Annotated in this window: 11 protein-coding genes; 9 read left to right on the forward strand and 2 right to left on the reverse strand. The window is 65.4% G+C overall.

The window, feature by feature from the left end; genetic code table 11:
• The first annotated feature begins 71 nt into the window (after positions 1–71).
• Both LB553_RS20025 and LB553_RS20030 read left to right on the forward strand, forming a co-directional pair.
• On the forward strand, positions 72–2165 hold the full coding sequence (locus tag LB553_RS20025; RefSeq protein ID WP_224516044.1) for a GumC family protein: 2094 nt from the start codon (positions 72–74) through the stop codon (positions 2163–2165).
• 1 nt (position 2166) lies between these two features.
• On the forward strand, positions 2167–3480 hold the full coding sequence (locus LB553_RS20030; RefSeq protein ID WP_224516045.1) for a VpsF family polysaccharide biosynthesis protein: 1314 nt from the start codon (positions 2167–2169) through the stop codon (positions 3478–3480).
• A 121-nt stretch (positions 3481–3601) separates the two neighbouring features.
• Here LB553_RS20030 and LB553_RS20035 read toward each other — a convergent pair whose 3' ends face one another.
• Together LB553_RS20035 and LB553_RS20040 are read right to left on the reverse strand one after the other, a co-directional pair.
• Positions 3602–4873: a glycoside hydrolase family 5 protein gene (locus LB553_RS20035; protein WP_224516046.1), complete on the reverse strand. Its 1272-nt coding sequence runs from the start codon at positions 4871–4873 to the stop codon at positions 3602–3604.
• A complete protein-coding gene (locus LB553_RS20040) occupies positions 4870–6057 on the reverse strand; it encodes a DUF1972 domain-containing protein (RefSeq protein ID WP_224516047.1) in 1188 nt (395 codons plus the stop codon). Before LB553_RS20040 ends, LB553_RS20035 begins: the two co-directional genes overlap by 4 nt.
• 285 nt (positions 6058–6342) lie before the next feature.
• Between LB553_RS20040 and LB553_RS20045 the strand changes: the two genes are divergently transcribed.
• The 7 genes from LB553_RS20045 to LB553_RS20075 all read left to right on the forward strand — a co-directional run bounded on the left by LB553_RS20045 (position 6343) and on the right by LB553_RS20075 (position 15543).
• On the forward strand, positions 6343–7596 hold the full coding sequence (locus LB553_RS20045; protein ID WP_224516048.1) for a glycosyltransferase: 1254 nt from the start codon (positions 6343–6345) through the stop codon (positions 7594–7596).
• A complete protein-coding gene (locus LB553_RS20050; protein WP_224516049.1) occupies positions 7593–8900 on the forward strand; it encodes a hypothetical protein in 1308 nt (435 codons plus the stop codon). Before LB553_RS20045 ends, LB553_RS20050 begins: the two co-directional genes overlap by 4 nt.
• Positions 8901–8909: 9 nt before the next feature.
• Positions 8910–10133 (forward strand): GNAT family N-acetyltransferase, encoded by a 1224-nt coding sequence (locus LB553_RS20055; protein ID WP_412033362.1) that lies wholly within the window; start codon positions 8910–8912, stop codon positions 10131–10133.
• A gap of 96 nt (positions 10134–10229) precedes the next feature.
• Entirely contained in the window at positions 10230–10454 is a 225-nt protein-coding gene (locus tag LB553_RS20060) for a hypothetical protein (protein WP_140840603.1), read from the forward strand.
• A gap of 272 nt (positions 10455–10726) precedes the next feature.
• Positions 10727–13222, forward strand: coding sequence for a DNA ligase D (gene ligD / locus LB553_RS20065; RefSeq protein ID WP_224516050.1), 2496 nt, complete (start codon positions 10727–10729; stop codon positions 13220–13222).
• Between the two features lie 288 nt (positions 13223–13510).
• The gene (locus tag LB553_RS20070; protein WP_224516051.1) at positions 13511–14419 is read left to right on the forward strand and encodes a Ku protein; all 909 of its coding nucleotides are present in this window, start codon (positions 13511–13513) and stop codon (positions 14417–14419) included.
• A 17-nt stretch (positions 14420–14436) separates the two neighbouring features.
• Positions 14437–15543, forward strand: a complete 1107-nt coding sequence (locus tag LB553_RS20075) for a tetratricopeptide repeat protein (RefSeq protein ID WP_412033364.1) — start codon at positions 14437–14439, stop codon at positions 15541–15543.
• The last annotated feature ends 128 nt before the right edge of the window (positions 15544–15671 follow it).

Consider the following 15671-nt stretch of genomic DNA (forward strand, 5'->3'; position numbering starts at 1 on the left):
TTGCCGGGAATAGCTAGGCCAACGCCGCATTGTCATCTTTGCCGGCCGATGGAGCGTTGTCGGAGCGACCTTTGCAACCACCCCTGCTCATGGTGCCTCAGCAGAACGCTCCGGAGGCGATTGCGCCGGCGCCCGCCTATTACGCGCCCGCGCCCGCGCAAGCCACCGTCGAGCTCGGCGATCTCGGCCGCATCCTGTTGCGCCGCCGTTTCCTGATCCTTCTCACCGTCGCGCTGCTCACCGCGGTGACGCTTGTCTATACGATGCTGACGCCGGCGCTCTACTCCTCGACGGCACAGATCATCATCGATCCGCAGGATCTCCAGGTCGTCACCAACGACGTCAATCCGAGCCGCATTTCGCCGGACGGCGGCATCACCCAGGTCGAAAGCCAGGTGAGCGTGGCGCAATCGAACAGCGTCCTTCTGCGCGCCATCGCGGCGACCGATCTGACCCACAACCCGGAATTCAACGGGCAGGGCGTGCTCGACCGCTGGCTGGGCACGGTCTTCGGCTCCGACGACGGCGACAGGACGGCTGAGACGCTCGACGCGTTGCGCCGCCGCCTTGCCGTGAAGCGCGACGACAAGGTGCTGGTCCTCAACATCATCGTCACCGCCAAGAGCGCCGACCTCGCGGCGAAGCTCGCCAACGCCATCGCTCAGGCCTATCTCGACGATCAGGCGGCGGCGCGTTCGAAAGCCGCCGCCGACGCCTCCGATGCGATCAGCGCCCGGCTGGAAGACCAGCGCAAGCGCGTCGAGCAGGCTGCCAACGCCGTCGAGACCTACAAGGCCGAGCACAACATGGTGATGGCCGCCGGCAACCTGGTGAGCGACCAGGAACTGACCGACCTCAACACGCAGCTGACCGCCGCCCAGACCCGAACGGCGCAGCTCAAGGCGCAGGTCGATCAACTGCGCCGGCAGGGCAGCGCGCCGGACGCGACCTCCGAGGCGATGCGCTCGCCGGTCATCGCCAGCCTCAGGGCGCAGGAGGCGACGCTCGTCGATCAGATGTCGCAGTTCGGCACCGCGCTCGGGCCGCGCCATCCTTCGATGATCTCGGCGCAGCAGCAATTGAGCGACCTGCGCAAGCTGATTTCTCGTGAGCTCGGCCGCCTCGTCGCCGCCGCCGAGACAGATTATGAGCGCGCCCTGGCCAACCAGAAGGAACTGGAGGCCAAGATGGTGTCGCTGAAGGGCAAGTCCCTCGACACCGACCAGGCGTCGGTCAAGCTGCGCGAGCTGCAGCGCGATCTCGATGCCGTGCGCACCGTCTATGCCAATTACCTGCAGCGCGCCCAGGAAACGCGCGAGCAGACCAACGTCAACAGCACCAATGCCCGCATCATCTCGCAGGCCATGCCGGCGCTGAAGAAGAGCTGGCCGCCGAAGGGGTTGCTTGTCTTCGGCGCTATCTTCGGCGGACTGGCGCTGGGCATCGGCATGGCGCTGATCGCCGAATATCTTTCGCCGACCGTGCTTTCCTCCAACCAGATGCAGTCGGCCATCGAAGCGCCGGTGCTTGGCGTGCTGCCGGGCAGGGGACGCCGCCGCTCCGGCGCGGCCGCCCAAAAGACCGACGCCGTTGCCGGACTGGCGCTGCAACGCATCGCCGCCGCCACCAGGCGCCCGCCAGATTGGCCGCTGGTGCCCTCGATCCTGGTGGCGTCGCCGCCTGAGGACAAGGCGCAGCGGTCGAGGGTTGCATGGCAGCTCGCCAACGCCGCGGCGGCCAGGGGCCGGCGCGTGCTGTTCATCGACATCAATGCCGGCAAGGGCCAGAAAGACCCGCAGCCCGGCGTACTCGACGTGCTGCGTGGCGAATATCCGCTCGAAGCCGTCAGCCGTTATGCCCCCGGCAGTTCGGTGGCGCTTGTCGGCCGAGGCCGGCCGACGGCGGTGTTCCAGGAAGCCCAGGCGCTCTATTTCGCCCACCGCATGCTGGCCGAGGCCAATCACAATTTCGAGCTCGTCGTCGTCGACGGCGGCGCGCTGGCCGACGACCTCAACGTTCTGCCGCTGGTCGCCATGGCCGACGAGATCCTGCTCGTGGCCAGGCTGAACGCAACGCCGCTGCGCGACGTCGCCTCAACCTCCGAAGCCGTCTCGGTCATGGGGCGGCTGCCGACGGGCGCCATGCTGGTCGACGAGGCGGCCTGACATGGCCTCGATCCCGGCCGGTCCTGCCCGGCCTGTTCCCGCTTCGGGTTACGGCATGGCCGGCCGGCGCATCGTCTCCGTCGATGCGCTGACCCGGATCGGCATCACCTTGGCGGTGCTGCTTCTGTTTTCCGTCTCCGGGGGCATGCTGTGGCTGGCCGGCTATAATTACGACGGCCTGCAAGGCAGCGCGCTGAGCAAAATCCACCCGTCTACCTATCTTTTCGTGCTCATCTTCATCTGGCGATCCTGCACCTTCGGCAATCCGGTCGGCTATGTGGTCCACGTCACCAACAAGCGGCCGGCAACGATGCTGATGGCGGTGATCGCAACGGTGCTTCTCTTTGTCGTCATCCTCAGGCAGCGCCCCGGCATGGCCGGCATGATCGACACGTTCGTCGCCCCGGCGCTGCTAGTGCTGCTGCTCAGCGAGGATGACGAGAAGACCTTTGCCTGGCTGCAGCTCGTCATCCATGCCGTCATGACGGCGAATGCGCTGCTGGCGCTGTTCGAGTTCGGCACCAAGCATCTGGTGTTCCCCTACAGGTTCGACGGCGCGGTGTTCGTCAACGACCTGCGCTCGACGGCGCTGCAGGGGCACCCGCTCTCCAATGCAACGGTCACCTCTATCTATGTGCTGTCGCTTCTGTCGGGTTCGCGTTCCCTGTCGACGCCGCTCAGGCTGGCGCTTGTCGGCCTGCAGTTCTGCGCGCTGGTCGCCTTCGGCGGCCGCTCGGGCATGGTGCTGACGATCCTGCTCGGCGGCGTCTATCTGCTGATCCAGGGCCTGGCGCAGCTCAGGACCGGGCGCGTCAACCTCTTGGGCGCCGCGCTGTTGATCATGCTCGCCGCGCTCCTGCCGCTGGCCATCGCGCTGGCCGGTTATTACGGCTTCTTCGACGCGCTGCTCGAACGTTTCGTCTCCGACAGCGGCAGCGCCAATGCCCGCGTCGAGATGTTCGATCTCTTCAGGCATCTTGAACTGCGCGACCTGATCGTCGGGCCCGATGTCGATCTGCTCGACAGCATGCGCCGCATCAGCGGCCTGGAGCAGGGTATCGAAAACCCGGTCCTGCGTCTGACGCTCTACCAGGGGGCCTTTTTCACGCTCCTGATCTTCTTCGGCTTCGCGTTGTTCATGCACGAGATCGCGCGCCGCTGCCATGCCGGCATCTGGCTGCCGATGCTGGGCTGGCTCATCCTGATCAACACCTCCGAAAGCATCGCCTCCAAGACGACGCTGATGACCAAATTCGTGGTCATCGCGCTGGCGCTTTATCGGCCGGCGTCGGTGCGTCAAAGGACGCGGGCGTAGCGCCCGAGCTTTGGGCGCACCCCTAGCGCGTATCCAAGGCACGCTCGGCGTTCCGAAGGAATGCGGACTTCGCTCGACCCGCATAAACCAAACGCTCAGTGCGGTTTGGTGATTCAACAACTTAAGCGTGCGGCATCCTCAGTCCCAGCGCTTCGACAATCGCCGGGTCGAGCGCGCGCGTGATGTCGTCCATCATGCCCATGCCGTCGAACAGGTTCCAGAATGCCCAGGCAAAGCCGAAGGCCTCAGCGCTCTGCCGGACATCGGCGACGTAGCGCGCGCGGTCGGGATTGGGAGCGGCGGTGTAGCGGGCATCGGTGCGCAACGCGCCGAACTCGCCCATGATGATGCGCTCGCGCGCGATGTCATGGGCTTCTCCCCAGTCGCTCACCTGCTTGAGATAGCCATCGATGAAGCGGCGGTCGGGCTGCGCATCGAAATAGACTTTGAGCACCTTTTCCGTCTCTTCGTAGGCGGCTTTCTTGGCCTCGTCGGACCATTTCGTGTCCTGCGCCATCCTTGCCCTGACCGAGGCCAGGGTCCCTTCCAGCGTTCCGGCGGAGGCCGGCCATGGCACGTTGTTCAGCGCGCGGTAGACCGGCTCGCGCATCCATGGCGCGCCTTGGTGGCTGAACAGATAAGGCTCATAAAAGTGGAAAGTGAACAGGATCGGCTCGAAGGCCGCCAGCGGTGCCGGATCCAGCGCCGTCAAGCCCCGCACCATCGAGCCGCAGCCACCGGTGACGAGCAGCGGCAGGTTTTTCGCCGAGCCGCGCGCTGCGGTCAGCAGCGCCGCCTGCACCTTGGGCCATGCCTCGGAGGCACAGTCCTGCGGCGGCTCGTTGACCGGCTCCAGCGCGATTTTGGCCGGCGCCATGTCCGCCAGCATGCCGGCAACCTCGCCGACGAAGACCTGGTAGCGCGCGAATTCCGGCGCGGCAGTGCTGGAATACATGCGGTCGGGATTCCAAAAATGCGTGGCGCCATTGGCCTGCACGTTGACGATGACGGCGAGATCGGCTGCGAGCGCCGCCTCGACCGCCGCACTCAGCATCGCCATCAGCTCGGCGCGCTGGCCCGCGTCGGCGGCCAGGAACGGGCCCGGATCGACAGGCAGGCGGATGAAATCGAGCCCGCTGGCGCGCAGCCGGGCAAGGTCGGCCGGCGCCGGCACCGGCCGCTGCGGCTGGAAGGGCCGCCAGTCATAGTCGGTGCGGGGCGCGGGAAATTCCCGCGTTAAGGCAAACCACGGCCAGGTGTTGACGCCGCGCCTGAAAGGCCATGCGCCGGCGGCTCGCGCGGAAGATGAGAGTGGCGGAATCGCAGTCGCCAGTGGTGCTGTTGCCGCGACCAGCGCCGCGCCGAGGATCCGGCGGCGCGACCAGCCGGTCATGCGTGCTTGGCGCGGTCGGCTTTCGCCGGTACGGCGGTGGCAACACCGAGCTGCCGCAGCGCTTCCTTCTCATAGGCGGTGAGAACGTCTTCCCAGCGGAAAGCCTCGCGGGCGCGTGCCCGCGCCGCCTTGCTGCAGCGCGCCACCAGCGCGTCGTCGGCCAGCGCCTCGTCGATCCGTTGGCTCAGGCTGTCCGTGTCGTTGAAATATATTGCCGCATCGCCGGCGACCCAGCGATTGTAGCGATTGTCATGCGCAATCACCATGTTGCCGGCGGCAAGCGCCTCGACCAGCGAGGGGTTGGTGCCGCCCACGGTGTGGCCGTGCATATAGGCGCGCGCATGGTAGCGCAGCGCCTTCACCGTCGCCTGGTCATAGATCGCGCCCGGCATCATTACCACCGAACCTGCCGCTTCGCGCACCGCGCGGTGATAGGGGATCTCGTCGTTGAGCGTACCCAGCACGACCAGCTTCATCTCGCCGCGGTCGCGGCGGCGGAAAGCTTCGATGATCGGCAGGATGTTGTTGTCGGGTTCGATCCGCGCGATCGAGACCAGATATTTGCCGGGCTCGAGCCCAAGCGCGCGAATGGGTTCTTCCGGAGCCGAGGTCACCGGGTCCGCGCCATAAGCAATGGTGGCGATGGCGCTGCGCGGCCGCCTCGTCGCCAGATGATCGGCGATCGCCGGGTGGTCGGCCACAAGCCGGTGCGAGAGCCAGGCGCCGATCCATTCGTTGAGCCAGAACCAGCTGCGCGCCGCCGGGCCCCATTTCGGCCGCCTCCACTCGATGCCGTCCATATTGGTGATGATCTTGCGCCGCATGAGCCTGAGCCAGGTCAGGAAAACCGCGCCGTTATAGCCGAGCACCAGGCACACGCCCGGCCGCCTGGCGGCGTCGAGCACGCATTGCCAGTCGAATTCCAGCGTCGCGCGCGGACCCTTGGAGGCGACCTCGATGGTGATGAGCTCGATGCCGCGCCAGGTCTCGCTCGTCACCCTTTGGCCGACGCGCTCGACCTCTTTTTGGCAATAGACGCCGACCTTCCAGCCGCGTCCGGCCAGGAAAAGCGCCAGCCGCTCGGCAAAGGTCTCGAAGCCGCCATGAGAAGCCGGAATGCCGCGTGTCCCTAGGATCAGGATCGAAGGCTTTTCGATCAGCTTGGAAAGTCGTTCCGGTTTCAAAATAAAGGAATCCCCGGGGTCCGGTCATGGTTGTTGTTACGTCAATGACACGCCCAGCAACTTGCGTGCCAGGTACCCCCAGGGCGAATACTCGCATGAAGGTGTAAAATTTCTCTTCAGAAAGCATGGCTTGCTTCATTATCGGTCAACTTTCGCGGCGTATCTGTACCGATACGGGGCACGGCCGGGGTTCAGGGTCGCAGCAGGGCGCTCAGGAACCCGGCATAATCCTTGCTCCCGGGCCTGCAGTGGCCATCGCCGGGTAGAGCGGCGTGCGGATTTGGCATGAAGTTTCTTCCGCGCTTGAAGGGTCCGGTGCTGAGCGGACTCGGGGTGCAAGGTAGAAAGATAGTGATGCGCATTGCCTGCGTTCATCAGGGTTATGAGCTCTATGGTTCGGACCGCAGCTTCGCGGAGAGCGTGGCTGCGCTGCGCGCCGCGTTTCCGGCCGCCGAGATCGAGGTCGTGCTGCCGCGCGATGGGCCGATTGTAAATATCCTCAAGCCGCATGCCAGCCGTATCGTGTTCGAACCGCTCTGGGTGCTCAGGCGCCAGGCGATGCTCAGGCTCGCCACCGTCGAGATTGCGCGGCTGCCGGCGGCGCTCTGGCGCGCCTGGCGGCGCATGCGGGGCAGCGACCTAACCTATATCAACACTTCGATCATCGCCGACTATGCGCTGGCGGCGCGGCTTTTGCCGCGCAAGGCTCTGCTGCACATCCACGAGATTCCCGAGGGCATCCTGCGCAAGGTGCTTGTCGCCTTGATGCGCTGGAGCAAGGCCGACCTGATCTTCAACTCGCGCGCCACGCGCGCCACGTTCGGCGACCCGCCGGCCGTCGATGCCAAGGGACGGTGCACGCATGTCGTCTATAACGGCGTCGCCGGGCCGGTGGCCGCCCTGCCGACGACTTATGACGGCAACCGGCCGCTCAAGGTCCTGCTGCTTGGCCGCATCAATCGCATCAAGGGGCAGGAGGTACTGCTCGAAGCGGTCGCCTCGCTCCCCGCTGCGTTGCGCGACCGTGTAGAGGTCCGCCTGGTGGGCGGCGCCTTCGAAAGCTCAGAGCGCGAGCAGGCATTGGCCGAACTGGTCGGGCGCATGGGTCTGACCAGGCATGTCGAGGTGCTGCCATTCGTTGCCGACCCTGCCGACCACTATCGCTGGGCAGATATCGTGGCGGTGCCGTCGCGCCGCCCGGAATCGCTTGGTCGCGTCGCCATCGAGGCAATGGGTTGGGGCCGACCGCCTCTGGTGTCGGCGATCGGCGGGCTGGTGGAAGTGGTGGCGGACGGCGAGACCGGCTGGCATGTGCCGCCCGGCAATGCCGCCGCCCTTGCCGGCAAGCTCGCAGAGATCATCCTGCGGCCGGACCTCTGGCGCGGCTTCGCCGCCGCCGGCCGGGCACGCTACGACGCGGTGTTCAGCGAACACATCGCCGCCGCTGCGATCGTGGCGATCGTGGCCGACAAGCTGAAGGCGGCAACGCCGCGACAGGGGCTGGCGCACATTGCCCGCGAGGCGGAGACGAGCCCGTGAAGTTCACCTTCCCGGCCCATCTGGTGCGGCGCCTCATGCTGATGATCGGCGGAGAGGCGATGCAGAGCGGCTTCCATTTTGCCCTCAACATCGCGCTGCTGCATCTTCTGTCGGCGGAAGGCTACGGCCTCTTCGCCCTGGCCATGGTGATGGGCGGCGTCGGCTTGTCGTACATCCGCTCCCTCACCGCCGTTCCCGCCACCATATGGATGAGCAAGAGCACCAACAGCGCCGGCGTCAACGCCCATGACGTGACCTTCGGATCGGCGGCGCTGGTGGTGGCGCTGCTGATGGGGCTGGGCACGGGATTGCTGATGCGCGTCCTGGGCGACCCGAACGGCATCGGCGCCGCCTGCTTCGTCTGCGCCTGGTCGCTGCGCAGCCATATGCGCACGGCATTCTTTGCGCGCCGCATGCAACTTGTCGTCTCCATCAGCGACGCCCTGTTCACGATCGCGGGCATAGTGCTCGCGGGGGCGGCGATCTGGTTTTTGACGGATGCGCTTCAGGCCACCTTCTACGCGCTTGCCGCGGCCAATATCGTCGGCATCGCCGTGCTGGTGAGACTGGCGCGGCGCAGGCTGCGCATCTCCTTCCGCGCGCCGACCTGGCAGCGCTATGCAAAGCTATGGCCGCAGCTCTGCTGGTCGGGGTTCAGTGCCACCACCACCAACATCCAGGGCCAATCTCTGGCGCTGCTGGTCGCGGGCATCGCCGGGCCCGCCGCCTACGCGCCATTGGCGGCAGTGCTGGTGCTGTTTGCGCCGCTACGCATTTCCAGCCTTGCCTTCTCGAACATGGCGCAGCCGGAACTTGCAAAGCTGGTGCGCAACAAGGAGTTCGACCGCCTATGGGCGCAGGCCAAGATCTGGGCGCTCGTCATGGGTATCGGCAGTCTGGCCTATGGCTGCGGTATCCTGTTCATCTTGCCGATGATCGAGTCCCAGGCCCTGCAGCATGCCTCGGTCGGCCTGATCGGAATTTTCGCCATCGCCAACTTCGTGCCGATCATGGCCTATGTCATGCCGCGCGTGGTCCTCGAGATCGTCGGCGATTTCCGCATCGTCGCCTTCATCACCATGGCCGGCGCGATTGTCGGGCTCGCGACGATCGGCATCCTGTTGGCCGTCGCGCCGCCGACATGGTCGCTGGCCGGCGCCGCGGTGTCCGAGACCTTTGTGCTCGTGGCCTCGTGGTATTTCGCGGCCAACCGCATGTGGAACCTCAAGCATCCGAGCAAGCAGCGCCCCACGGTGGTCGGCGCCTGGCGCCGCGCGGCGACGCTTGCCGTGCAGCGACGATAGGAGAATGATGTGGCAAGCCAGGCAATGCCGATGACCGCAATGACGACGGGCTTGGTTGACAGCGAGACCGCGCCGCACGCTGCCGCCGCCAGCACCGCTTACGTGGCTGAGCTGCACACCAGCCTCGAAACGGCCAAGCCGCTCTGGCTGCGTGTCGAGGCGACGGGCGTGTGCACCGGCCATCAGCACTTCGCCTGGGCCGAGGGGATCGTCGAAGGGCTCCTGCCGCAAAAAGCCGACCTTGCGATCGTCGAAGTGAGGGATGCAGGCACGGGCGAGCCGAGGATGCTTGTACCGTTGATGCGGCGCCGCGCCTTCCACCATTGGGTGATCGAATGGCTGAGCTGCGGCGTGTGCGACTATTCCGCCCCCTTGCTCGCCGACGCGACGCCGTGGACCAGGCAATCCGCCGAGGCCGCATGGGCGGCGGTGCTGTCCGTGCTGCCGCCGGCCGACCGCATCCACATCGTCGGCATCCCGAAAGAGGTCGGCGGCGTCGCCAATCCCTTGGCGCTGCTGTCGCCGGCGCGCGACTCCATCCACTCGCATTACGGCATCGCCATGGATGGCGACGCCGAAACCGTCGTCAAGCGCATCTGCCGCCCGTCCTTCGTCAAGGCGCTCAACAAGGATCTGCGCCGGCTCGAACGCAATGGCGGCCTGACGCTGGTGGAAGCCGACACGCCGGCCCTTGTCGACTCCATCTTCGGCAAGCTGGTCGACATGCGGCTCAGCCGCTTTCGCGAGCTCGGCCGCTTCGATCTGCTGGCGCAGCCGCCTGTCATCGATTTCTACCGCAAGGCCGCGCATCGCGGCCTGACGGACGGTTCGGTGCGGATCTTCGGGCTGCGCGCCGGCGATATGATAGTCGCGGTCCAATATCTGGCGGTCCATCTGGGCACCCTACACGCGCTGCTGGTTGCGATCGACCAAGGCGCCGTGCCCAATGTCTCGCCGGGACTTTGCATCATGGGCGAGCTGATCAAATGGGGCCGAGGGCAGGGCTTCGACTATTTCGACCTGTCGGTCGGCAACCAGAGCTACAAGGAACATATGGGCGCGGTGAAGTCGGTGCTGTCCGAACTTTGCTACGGCATCACGCTGAAAGGCGTGGCGGCGAGCGAGGCCATCAAATACCGCGGCCGGGGCGTCGCCTTCGTGCGCGACAACCCGCGTCTGTTCAAGGTCGCGCAGGAATTCATGCAGCGCTGGCGGCGGCTACGGGCGCGGTGAAGGGGCAAAGCGGGCCTGGCAAATTGACTCACATTCCGCTCTCCGCCATGCTTACGGGCAGCCGCATCTTTAGCGGCAGCGTGTTCGAGTGAGGCCATGGCCAGTCCCGTCGCCAGAGAAAAGTCCCGCCGCGCCGCGGTGAAGACCGCGCTCGAGCGCCACAAAGTCTATGTCACCGCGCAGCGCTTTTCCGGCGGCTCCTACAGCGCCCGCGTGCTCGTCGACGGCGAGGCCTACTGGGTCGACGAGTTCCGGCTGAGCCAGCTCAGGCAAGGACTCACGCCGGCGGAGTTGGAACTGACGCCGGCGGTTGACGATTGAGGGTAATTTTCGTTCTTCCGCATCGCTGCGCCTTAGGAAAATCTGAAATGCTGGCGGGACAGCACCCCCCTCTGTCCTGCCGGACATCTCCCCCTCAAGGGAGGAGATTGGCTGTCACGCCGGCTTTCGCCAATCGCCGACGCTGTAAGGGGAGCGCGGGCGCGCGGTCTGCTAATCTCCCCCCTAGAGGGGGAGATGTCCGGCAGGACAGAGGGGGGCGCGAAGGAACGAGGCGTTTGCCATTGTCCCGTCTGCGCCTCGGCACTTAGTCCATGCCTGCCAACCTCAAATCCTACCGCGCCAAGCGCGAATTCTCCCGCACCCCCGAACCGGCCGGCAGCCTTTCCGCCGACGGTTCCAACCGCTTCGTCGTGCACAAGCACCACGCCACCGCCGACCACTATGATCTGCGCCTCGAAGTCGGCGGCGTCCTGAAGAGCTGGGCCGTCCCGCGCGGGCCCTCGCTCAACCCCGCCGACAAGCGTCTCGCCGTCGAGACCGAGGACCATCCGATCGAATATATCGATTTCGAGGGCGTCATCCCCGAGGGCGAATATGGCGGCGGGCCGATGATCGTGTGGGACACCGGCACCTGGGCGCCGATGGAGGATGTCGAGAAAAGCCTCAGGACCGGCGCCTTCAAGTTCCGGCTGGCCGGGCAAAAACTCAATGGCGGCTGGATGCTGACCCGGCTGAAGCCGAAGCCCGGCGAGGATGAGAACAAGAAGAACTGGCTCTTGTTCAAGGAGCGCGACCTCGCTTCCGACACCAGGCTCGACATCCTCGAGGCACGGCCGGAGAGCGTGAAGTCCGGCCGCCGCATCGAAGAACTGGCGGCGGCGCCGAAGAAGACGGAACGCCTGCCGCCAAAGCGGGGTTCGCTGAAGCCCGGCGCGCTGCCCGGCGCCGTCAAGGCTAACCCGCCGAGCCGTATCGAGCCGCAGCTCGCCACGCAGGTGTCGAAGCCGCCAGGCAGCGATGATCCCGCGGAGCGCACCGGCCAACTCTGGCTGCACGAGATCAAGTTCGACGGCTACCGCACCATGGCGCGTGTGGTGGATGGCGAGGTGCGGCTGATCACCCGCGGCGGCATCGATTGGACCAAGCGTTATGGCGATCTTCCGCAGGCTTTTTTGCGACTGCCGGTTGCCCAAGCGTTCTTCGACGGCGAGATCGTGGTGCTTGACGACAAGGGCATCTCGCGCTTCGGGCTGCTGCAGGATGCGCTGGCCGAAGGTGCCGGCTCAAAACTGCATTTCTACGCCTTCGACCTGCTGCATCTCGACGGCTGGGACCTGCGCAAGGCGCCGCTGCAAAGGCGCAAAGCGCTGCTTGCCGAACTGCTCGCCGGCCAGGCCGCCAACGCCGCCATCCAGTATAGCGACCATGTCGAGGGTGACGGGCGCGGGCTCTATGAACAGGCGACGGAACTGGGACTCGAAGGCGTCGTTTCCAAACGCGCCGACGCCATCTACCAAAGCGGTCGAACCAAGAGCTGGACCAAGGTGAAGGCGCAAAAGACGGATGATTTCGTCATCGCCGGCTACACCGTCTCCGACCGGGCGGAGGGGCTGGCGGCGCTCGGCATGGCCGAGTTCGAGAACGGCGAACTGCACTATCGCGGCAAGGTCGGCACCGGCTTCGATCGCGATATGGCGACGGACCTGCTGGCCCGGCTGGAGCGGCTGACCGCCGGTGCCAGCCCGCCTGAAGGCGTGCCGCGCGAGGTCATGCGCGAAATGCACTGGGTGAAGCCGCTGCTGTCGGCCCGCATCCATTATTCGAACCGCACCGGCGACAATGCGATCCGCCACGGCGTCTTTCGCGGGTTGCGCGATGTCGGCGGGCTGACCACGCCGGTGGCGGTCAAGCGCAAGCGGCTGATCGCCGAAGCCGATCTCGCCACCATTTGGGTCACCAATCCGGAGCGGCGGCTGTTCGGCAAGACCGGGCCAACAAAACTCGACATCGCCGTCTATTACGCGCTGGTCGGCGATTTCATGCTGCCGCATATCATCGGCCGGCCGGTGTCGCTGGTGCGCTGCCCGACCGGCAAGCCGCAGGACTGCTTCTTCCAGCGCCACGCCTTCACCGGCATGCCGCCTTCCGTGGCGGTGTTCGAGAGCACCAATTCCGAGGGCGAGACGAAAACCTATCTCTCGGTCGAGGACGCCAAGGGCTATCTGGCGCTGGCGCAATTCGGCGTCGTCGAGTTCCACACCTGGGGCACGCACCGCACAAAACTCGACAAGCCCGACCAGATCGTCTTCGACCTCGACCCGGGCGAGGGGATTTCCTGGCGCGAGGTGGTTGAGGCCGCCGTCAACATCAAGGGCGGGCTGGAGAGCCTGGGCCTGGTGCCATTCGCCAAAACCTCGGGTGGCAAAGGCATCCACATCACCGTGCCGGTGACCCGAAAGCAGAACTGGAAGAAACTGCATCAGGCATCGAGCGCGATTTCGACTTTGCTGGCGGCAAGCGCGCCCGACACCTTCACCACGACGATGGGCAAGGAAAACCGCAAGAAGCGCATCTTCATCGACTTCCACCGCAACGCGCGCGGCCACACTTCAGCCGCGCCCTATTCGCTGCGCGCCCGCACCAATCTGCCGGCCTCGACGCCGGTGAGCTGGACCGACCTGGAGACAATCGACGCGCCGGAGGACCTGAATTACGCCTCGCTGCCGGGGCTGCTGGAGACGTCAGGCGATCCCTGGGCGGAGATCGATGAGGCGGCAAGGGATTTGCCGGTGGTTGAGGGGAGGTAAACCGCAGGCGTTTGCCATTCCGTCACACCCCCTCTGTCCTGCCAGCGTTTCGGTTCCGTCTCCATCGACGCTTCTTACAATTTGAATTATTCTCCGCGCCAACCGCCCCGAAAAACATTTCGCTAGGAATTCGGCACTATCATCAGGGGGCGGTGTAGGATTTCCACGGCGCTGATCGTCCTCAGGACGAAGCGCTGCAAAGAGCATGGTCCCCAAAAGTGGGAACCGGTTTTTGGACAAGACCATGCTCCAACATAGTGTCAGTGCATGGCCGCGTAGGAGTTCATCATGGCGCCCAGGGCAAGTTGGAAAGGTTACCTCAAACTCAGCCTCGTCAGCTGTCCGGTCCGGCTTTACCCGGCCACCAGCGCGAGCGAGCGCATTTCGTTCAATCAGCTGCACAAGAAGACCCACAACCGCATCAACATGAAGCCGGTCGACCCCGAGCTTGGCCTTGTCGAGCGCTCGGACCTGGTGCGCGGCTACGAATATGAGGACAAGCAGTACATCATCATCGATGACGCCGACCTCGACGCGGTCAGGATCGAATCCAACCACACGATGAACATCGAGGCCTTCGTCGACGAGAGCGAGGTCGACGTCATCTACCAGGATTCGCCCTATTATCTCGCGCCCGACGGCGCCATGGCGGAGGAAACCTTCGCGGTGCTGCGCGAAGCCATGCGCAAGTCCGGCAAGCTGGCGATCGCCCGCCTGGTACTCTCCAGCCGCGAGCGCGTGGTGACGATCGGCCCGCGCGAGAACGGCATGTTCGTCTGCACCTTGAGGAATCCCAACGAAGTGCGCGGCACGGCTGAATATTTCGGCAACATTCCGGCCGGCAAGCCGGATCCGGAAATGCTGGAGCTTGCGCTGGCGTTGATCAAGCAGAAGGAAACGCACTTCGATCCGAAGAACTACGAGGACCGCTATGAAGTGGCGCTGATGGCGATGATCCGCGAGAAGCTGAAGGGCCACAAGCCGATCATCGCGGCCGCGCCGGAGCGTGGCAACGTCATCAACCTGATGGATGCGCTGAAGGCGAGTCTGTCGCAGCAGACGAAGCCGCCAGCCAAGTCGAAGAGCAAGGCCGAGGAAGCGCCAGCCAAGCCAGCCAAGAAGGCGGCTGCCGGCCGCGCGGCTGAAAATCCGCTGAAGGCGAACCTGTTGAAGGCTGTCGGCAAGAGCAAGAAGTGACGGGAAATGCAGGGCCAGTGATCGTTCCCGGCGCCGTCTTCGGCGTCATCGGCGCGCTGGCCGCCTTTCCGCTGCGCCTCGCTGCCCGCGAGGTCGAGCGCCGCCATGCGGAGTTGCGGCGCGGCGTCACCCGCCGCACCACTCACGTCCTGTTCGGTCGCACGCTTCTCTCCAAGGCGGCGAAATCCGGCGATGCCGAAATCGAGCGCCGCGCGAAGGCCGAGCGCGAATTAGGCCGCGCGCTGATCAGCGAGAGCGGTTTCCTGCGCCTGCTTGGGTTGATGAAGGCGCCCGACGCTTCGTCGCTCTCCAGGCAGTCGCTAATCGACCAATCGCGGCTGGCGGGTGATGATCTCGACATGCTGTCGCTGTTCGATGCCTTCGAGCATGACGGCGAACCATATTCCTTCCGCGATCTGATCTTGGCGAGGAAGTATGCCGGGCTGATTGCCAGCGGCGCCACCTGGGGCGCGATCGCGCGCTCGGTGCATCGCTCCGGCCCGGTCGCATCGCTCACCGCCAAGTCGCTCAATCTAGGCTCGCAGCATGGCCGCCCGGATGCGATCTATCTCGACGAAGGCAGGAGCGAGCTCGATGGTCAGCTGCTGTTCGATCTCGGCTCACCGGAAGACGACACGCTGGAGGAATTGTTCGCCGAGGCGGAAGCCGCGGAAGAGGAAGGGCGTCACGACGACGCGGCTGCGCTCTACCAGCGCTGTCTGGCGATCGATCCCAAGGATGCGATTGCCGCCTTCAACCGCGCCAACTGCCTGCGCGGCGCCAGCCGGGTTGCCGAAGCCGCGCATGATTATGCCCGCGCGATAAAGCTCGACCCCGGCTTCGTCGAGGCCTGGTTCAATCTCGCCGGCCTGATGAGCGACGAAGGCAAGGTCGCTTCGGCGCGCCGGCATCTGCAGAAGGCGATCGTGCTCGACAAGACTTACGCCGATCCGGTGTTCAACCTCGCGCGGCTGGAGTTCGACGGCGGCAATCTCGCCGAAGCTCGCCGGCTGTGGGTGCGCTATCTGGAGCTGGATGCGGTATCCGAATGGGCGCGGACTGCGCAGAAGGGGATACAGTTCGTGGATCTGCATATGGCAGGTGAGCGAGATGTTCGCGCTTGAGCACCCCCCTCTGGCCTGCCGGCCATCTCCCCCGCAAGGGGTGAGATTGGCAGTTCAGGCGCCGTACTTATCGTCCCACGCTGGCGGTTGGCGAAATCCGACGCAACGGCTGATCTCCCTCCTTGAGG

Source organism: Mesorhizobium sp. CA8 (assembly GCF_020164955.1).
Classification (GTDB): domain Bacteria; phylum Pseudomonadota; class Alphaproteobacteria; order Rhizobiales; family Rhizobiaceae; genus Mesorhizobium.

Bases quoted from the DNA above. Each gene is read 5' to 3' on its own strand.
- LB553_RS20030 (WP_224516045.1), top strand. From the start codon at position 2,167: ATGGCCTCGATCCCGGCCGGTCCTGCCCGGCCTGTTCCCGCTTCGGGT.
- LB553_RS20035 (WP_224516046.1), bottom strand. From the start codon at position 4,873: ATGACCGGCTGGTCGCGCCGCCGGATCCTCGGCGCGGCGCTGGTCGCG.
- LB553_RS20045 (WP_224516048.1), top strand. From the start codon at position 6,343: ATGAAGTTTCTTCCGCGCTTGAAGGGTCCGGTGCTGAGCGGACTCGGG.
- LB553_RS20060 (WP_140840603.1), top strand. From the start codon at position 10,230: ATGGCCAGTCCCGTCGCCAGAGAAAAGTCCCGCCGCGCCGCGGTGAAG.
- ligD (WP_224516050.1), top strand. From the start codon at position 10,727: ATGCCTGCCAACCTCAAATCCTACCGCGCCAAGCGCGAATTCTCCCGC.
- LB553_RS20070 (WP_224516051.1), top strand. From the start codon at position 13,511: ATGGCGCCCAGGGCAAGTTGGAAAGGTTACCTCAAACTCAGCCTCGTC.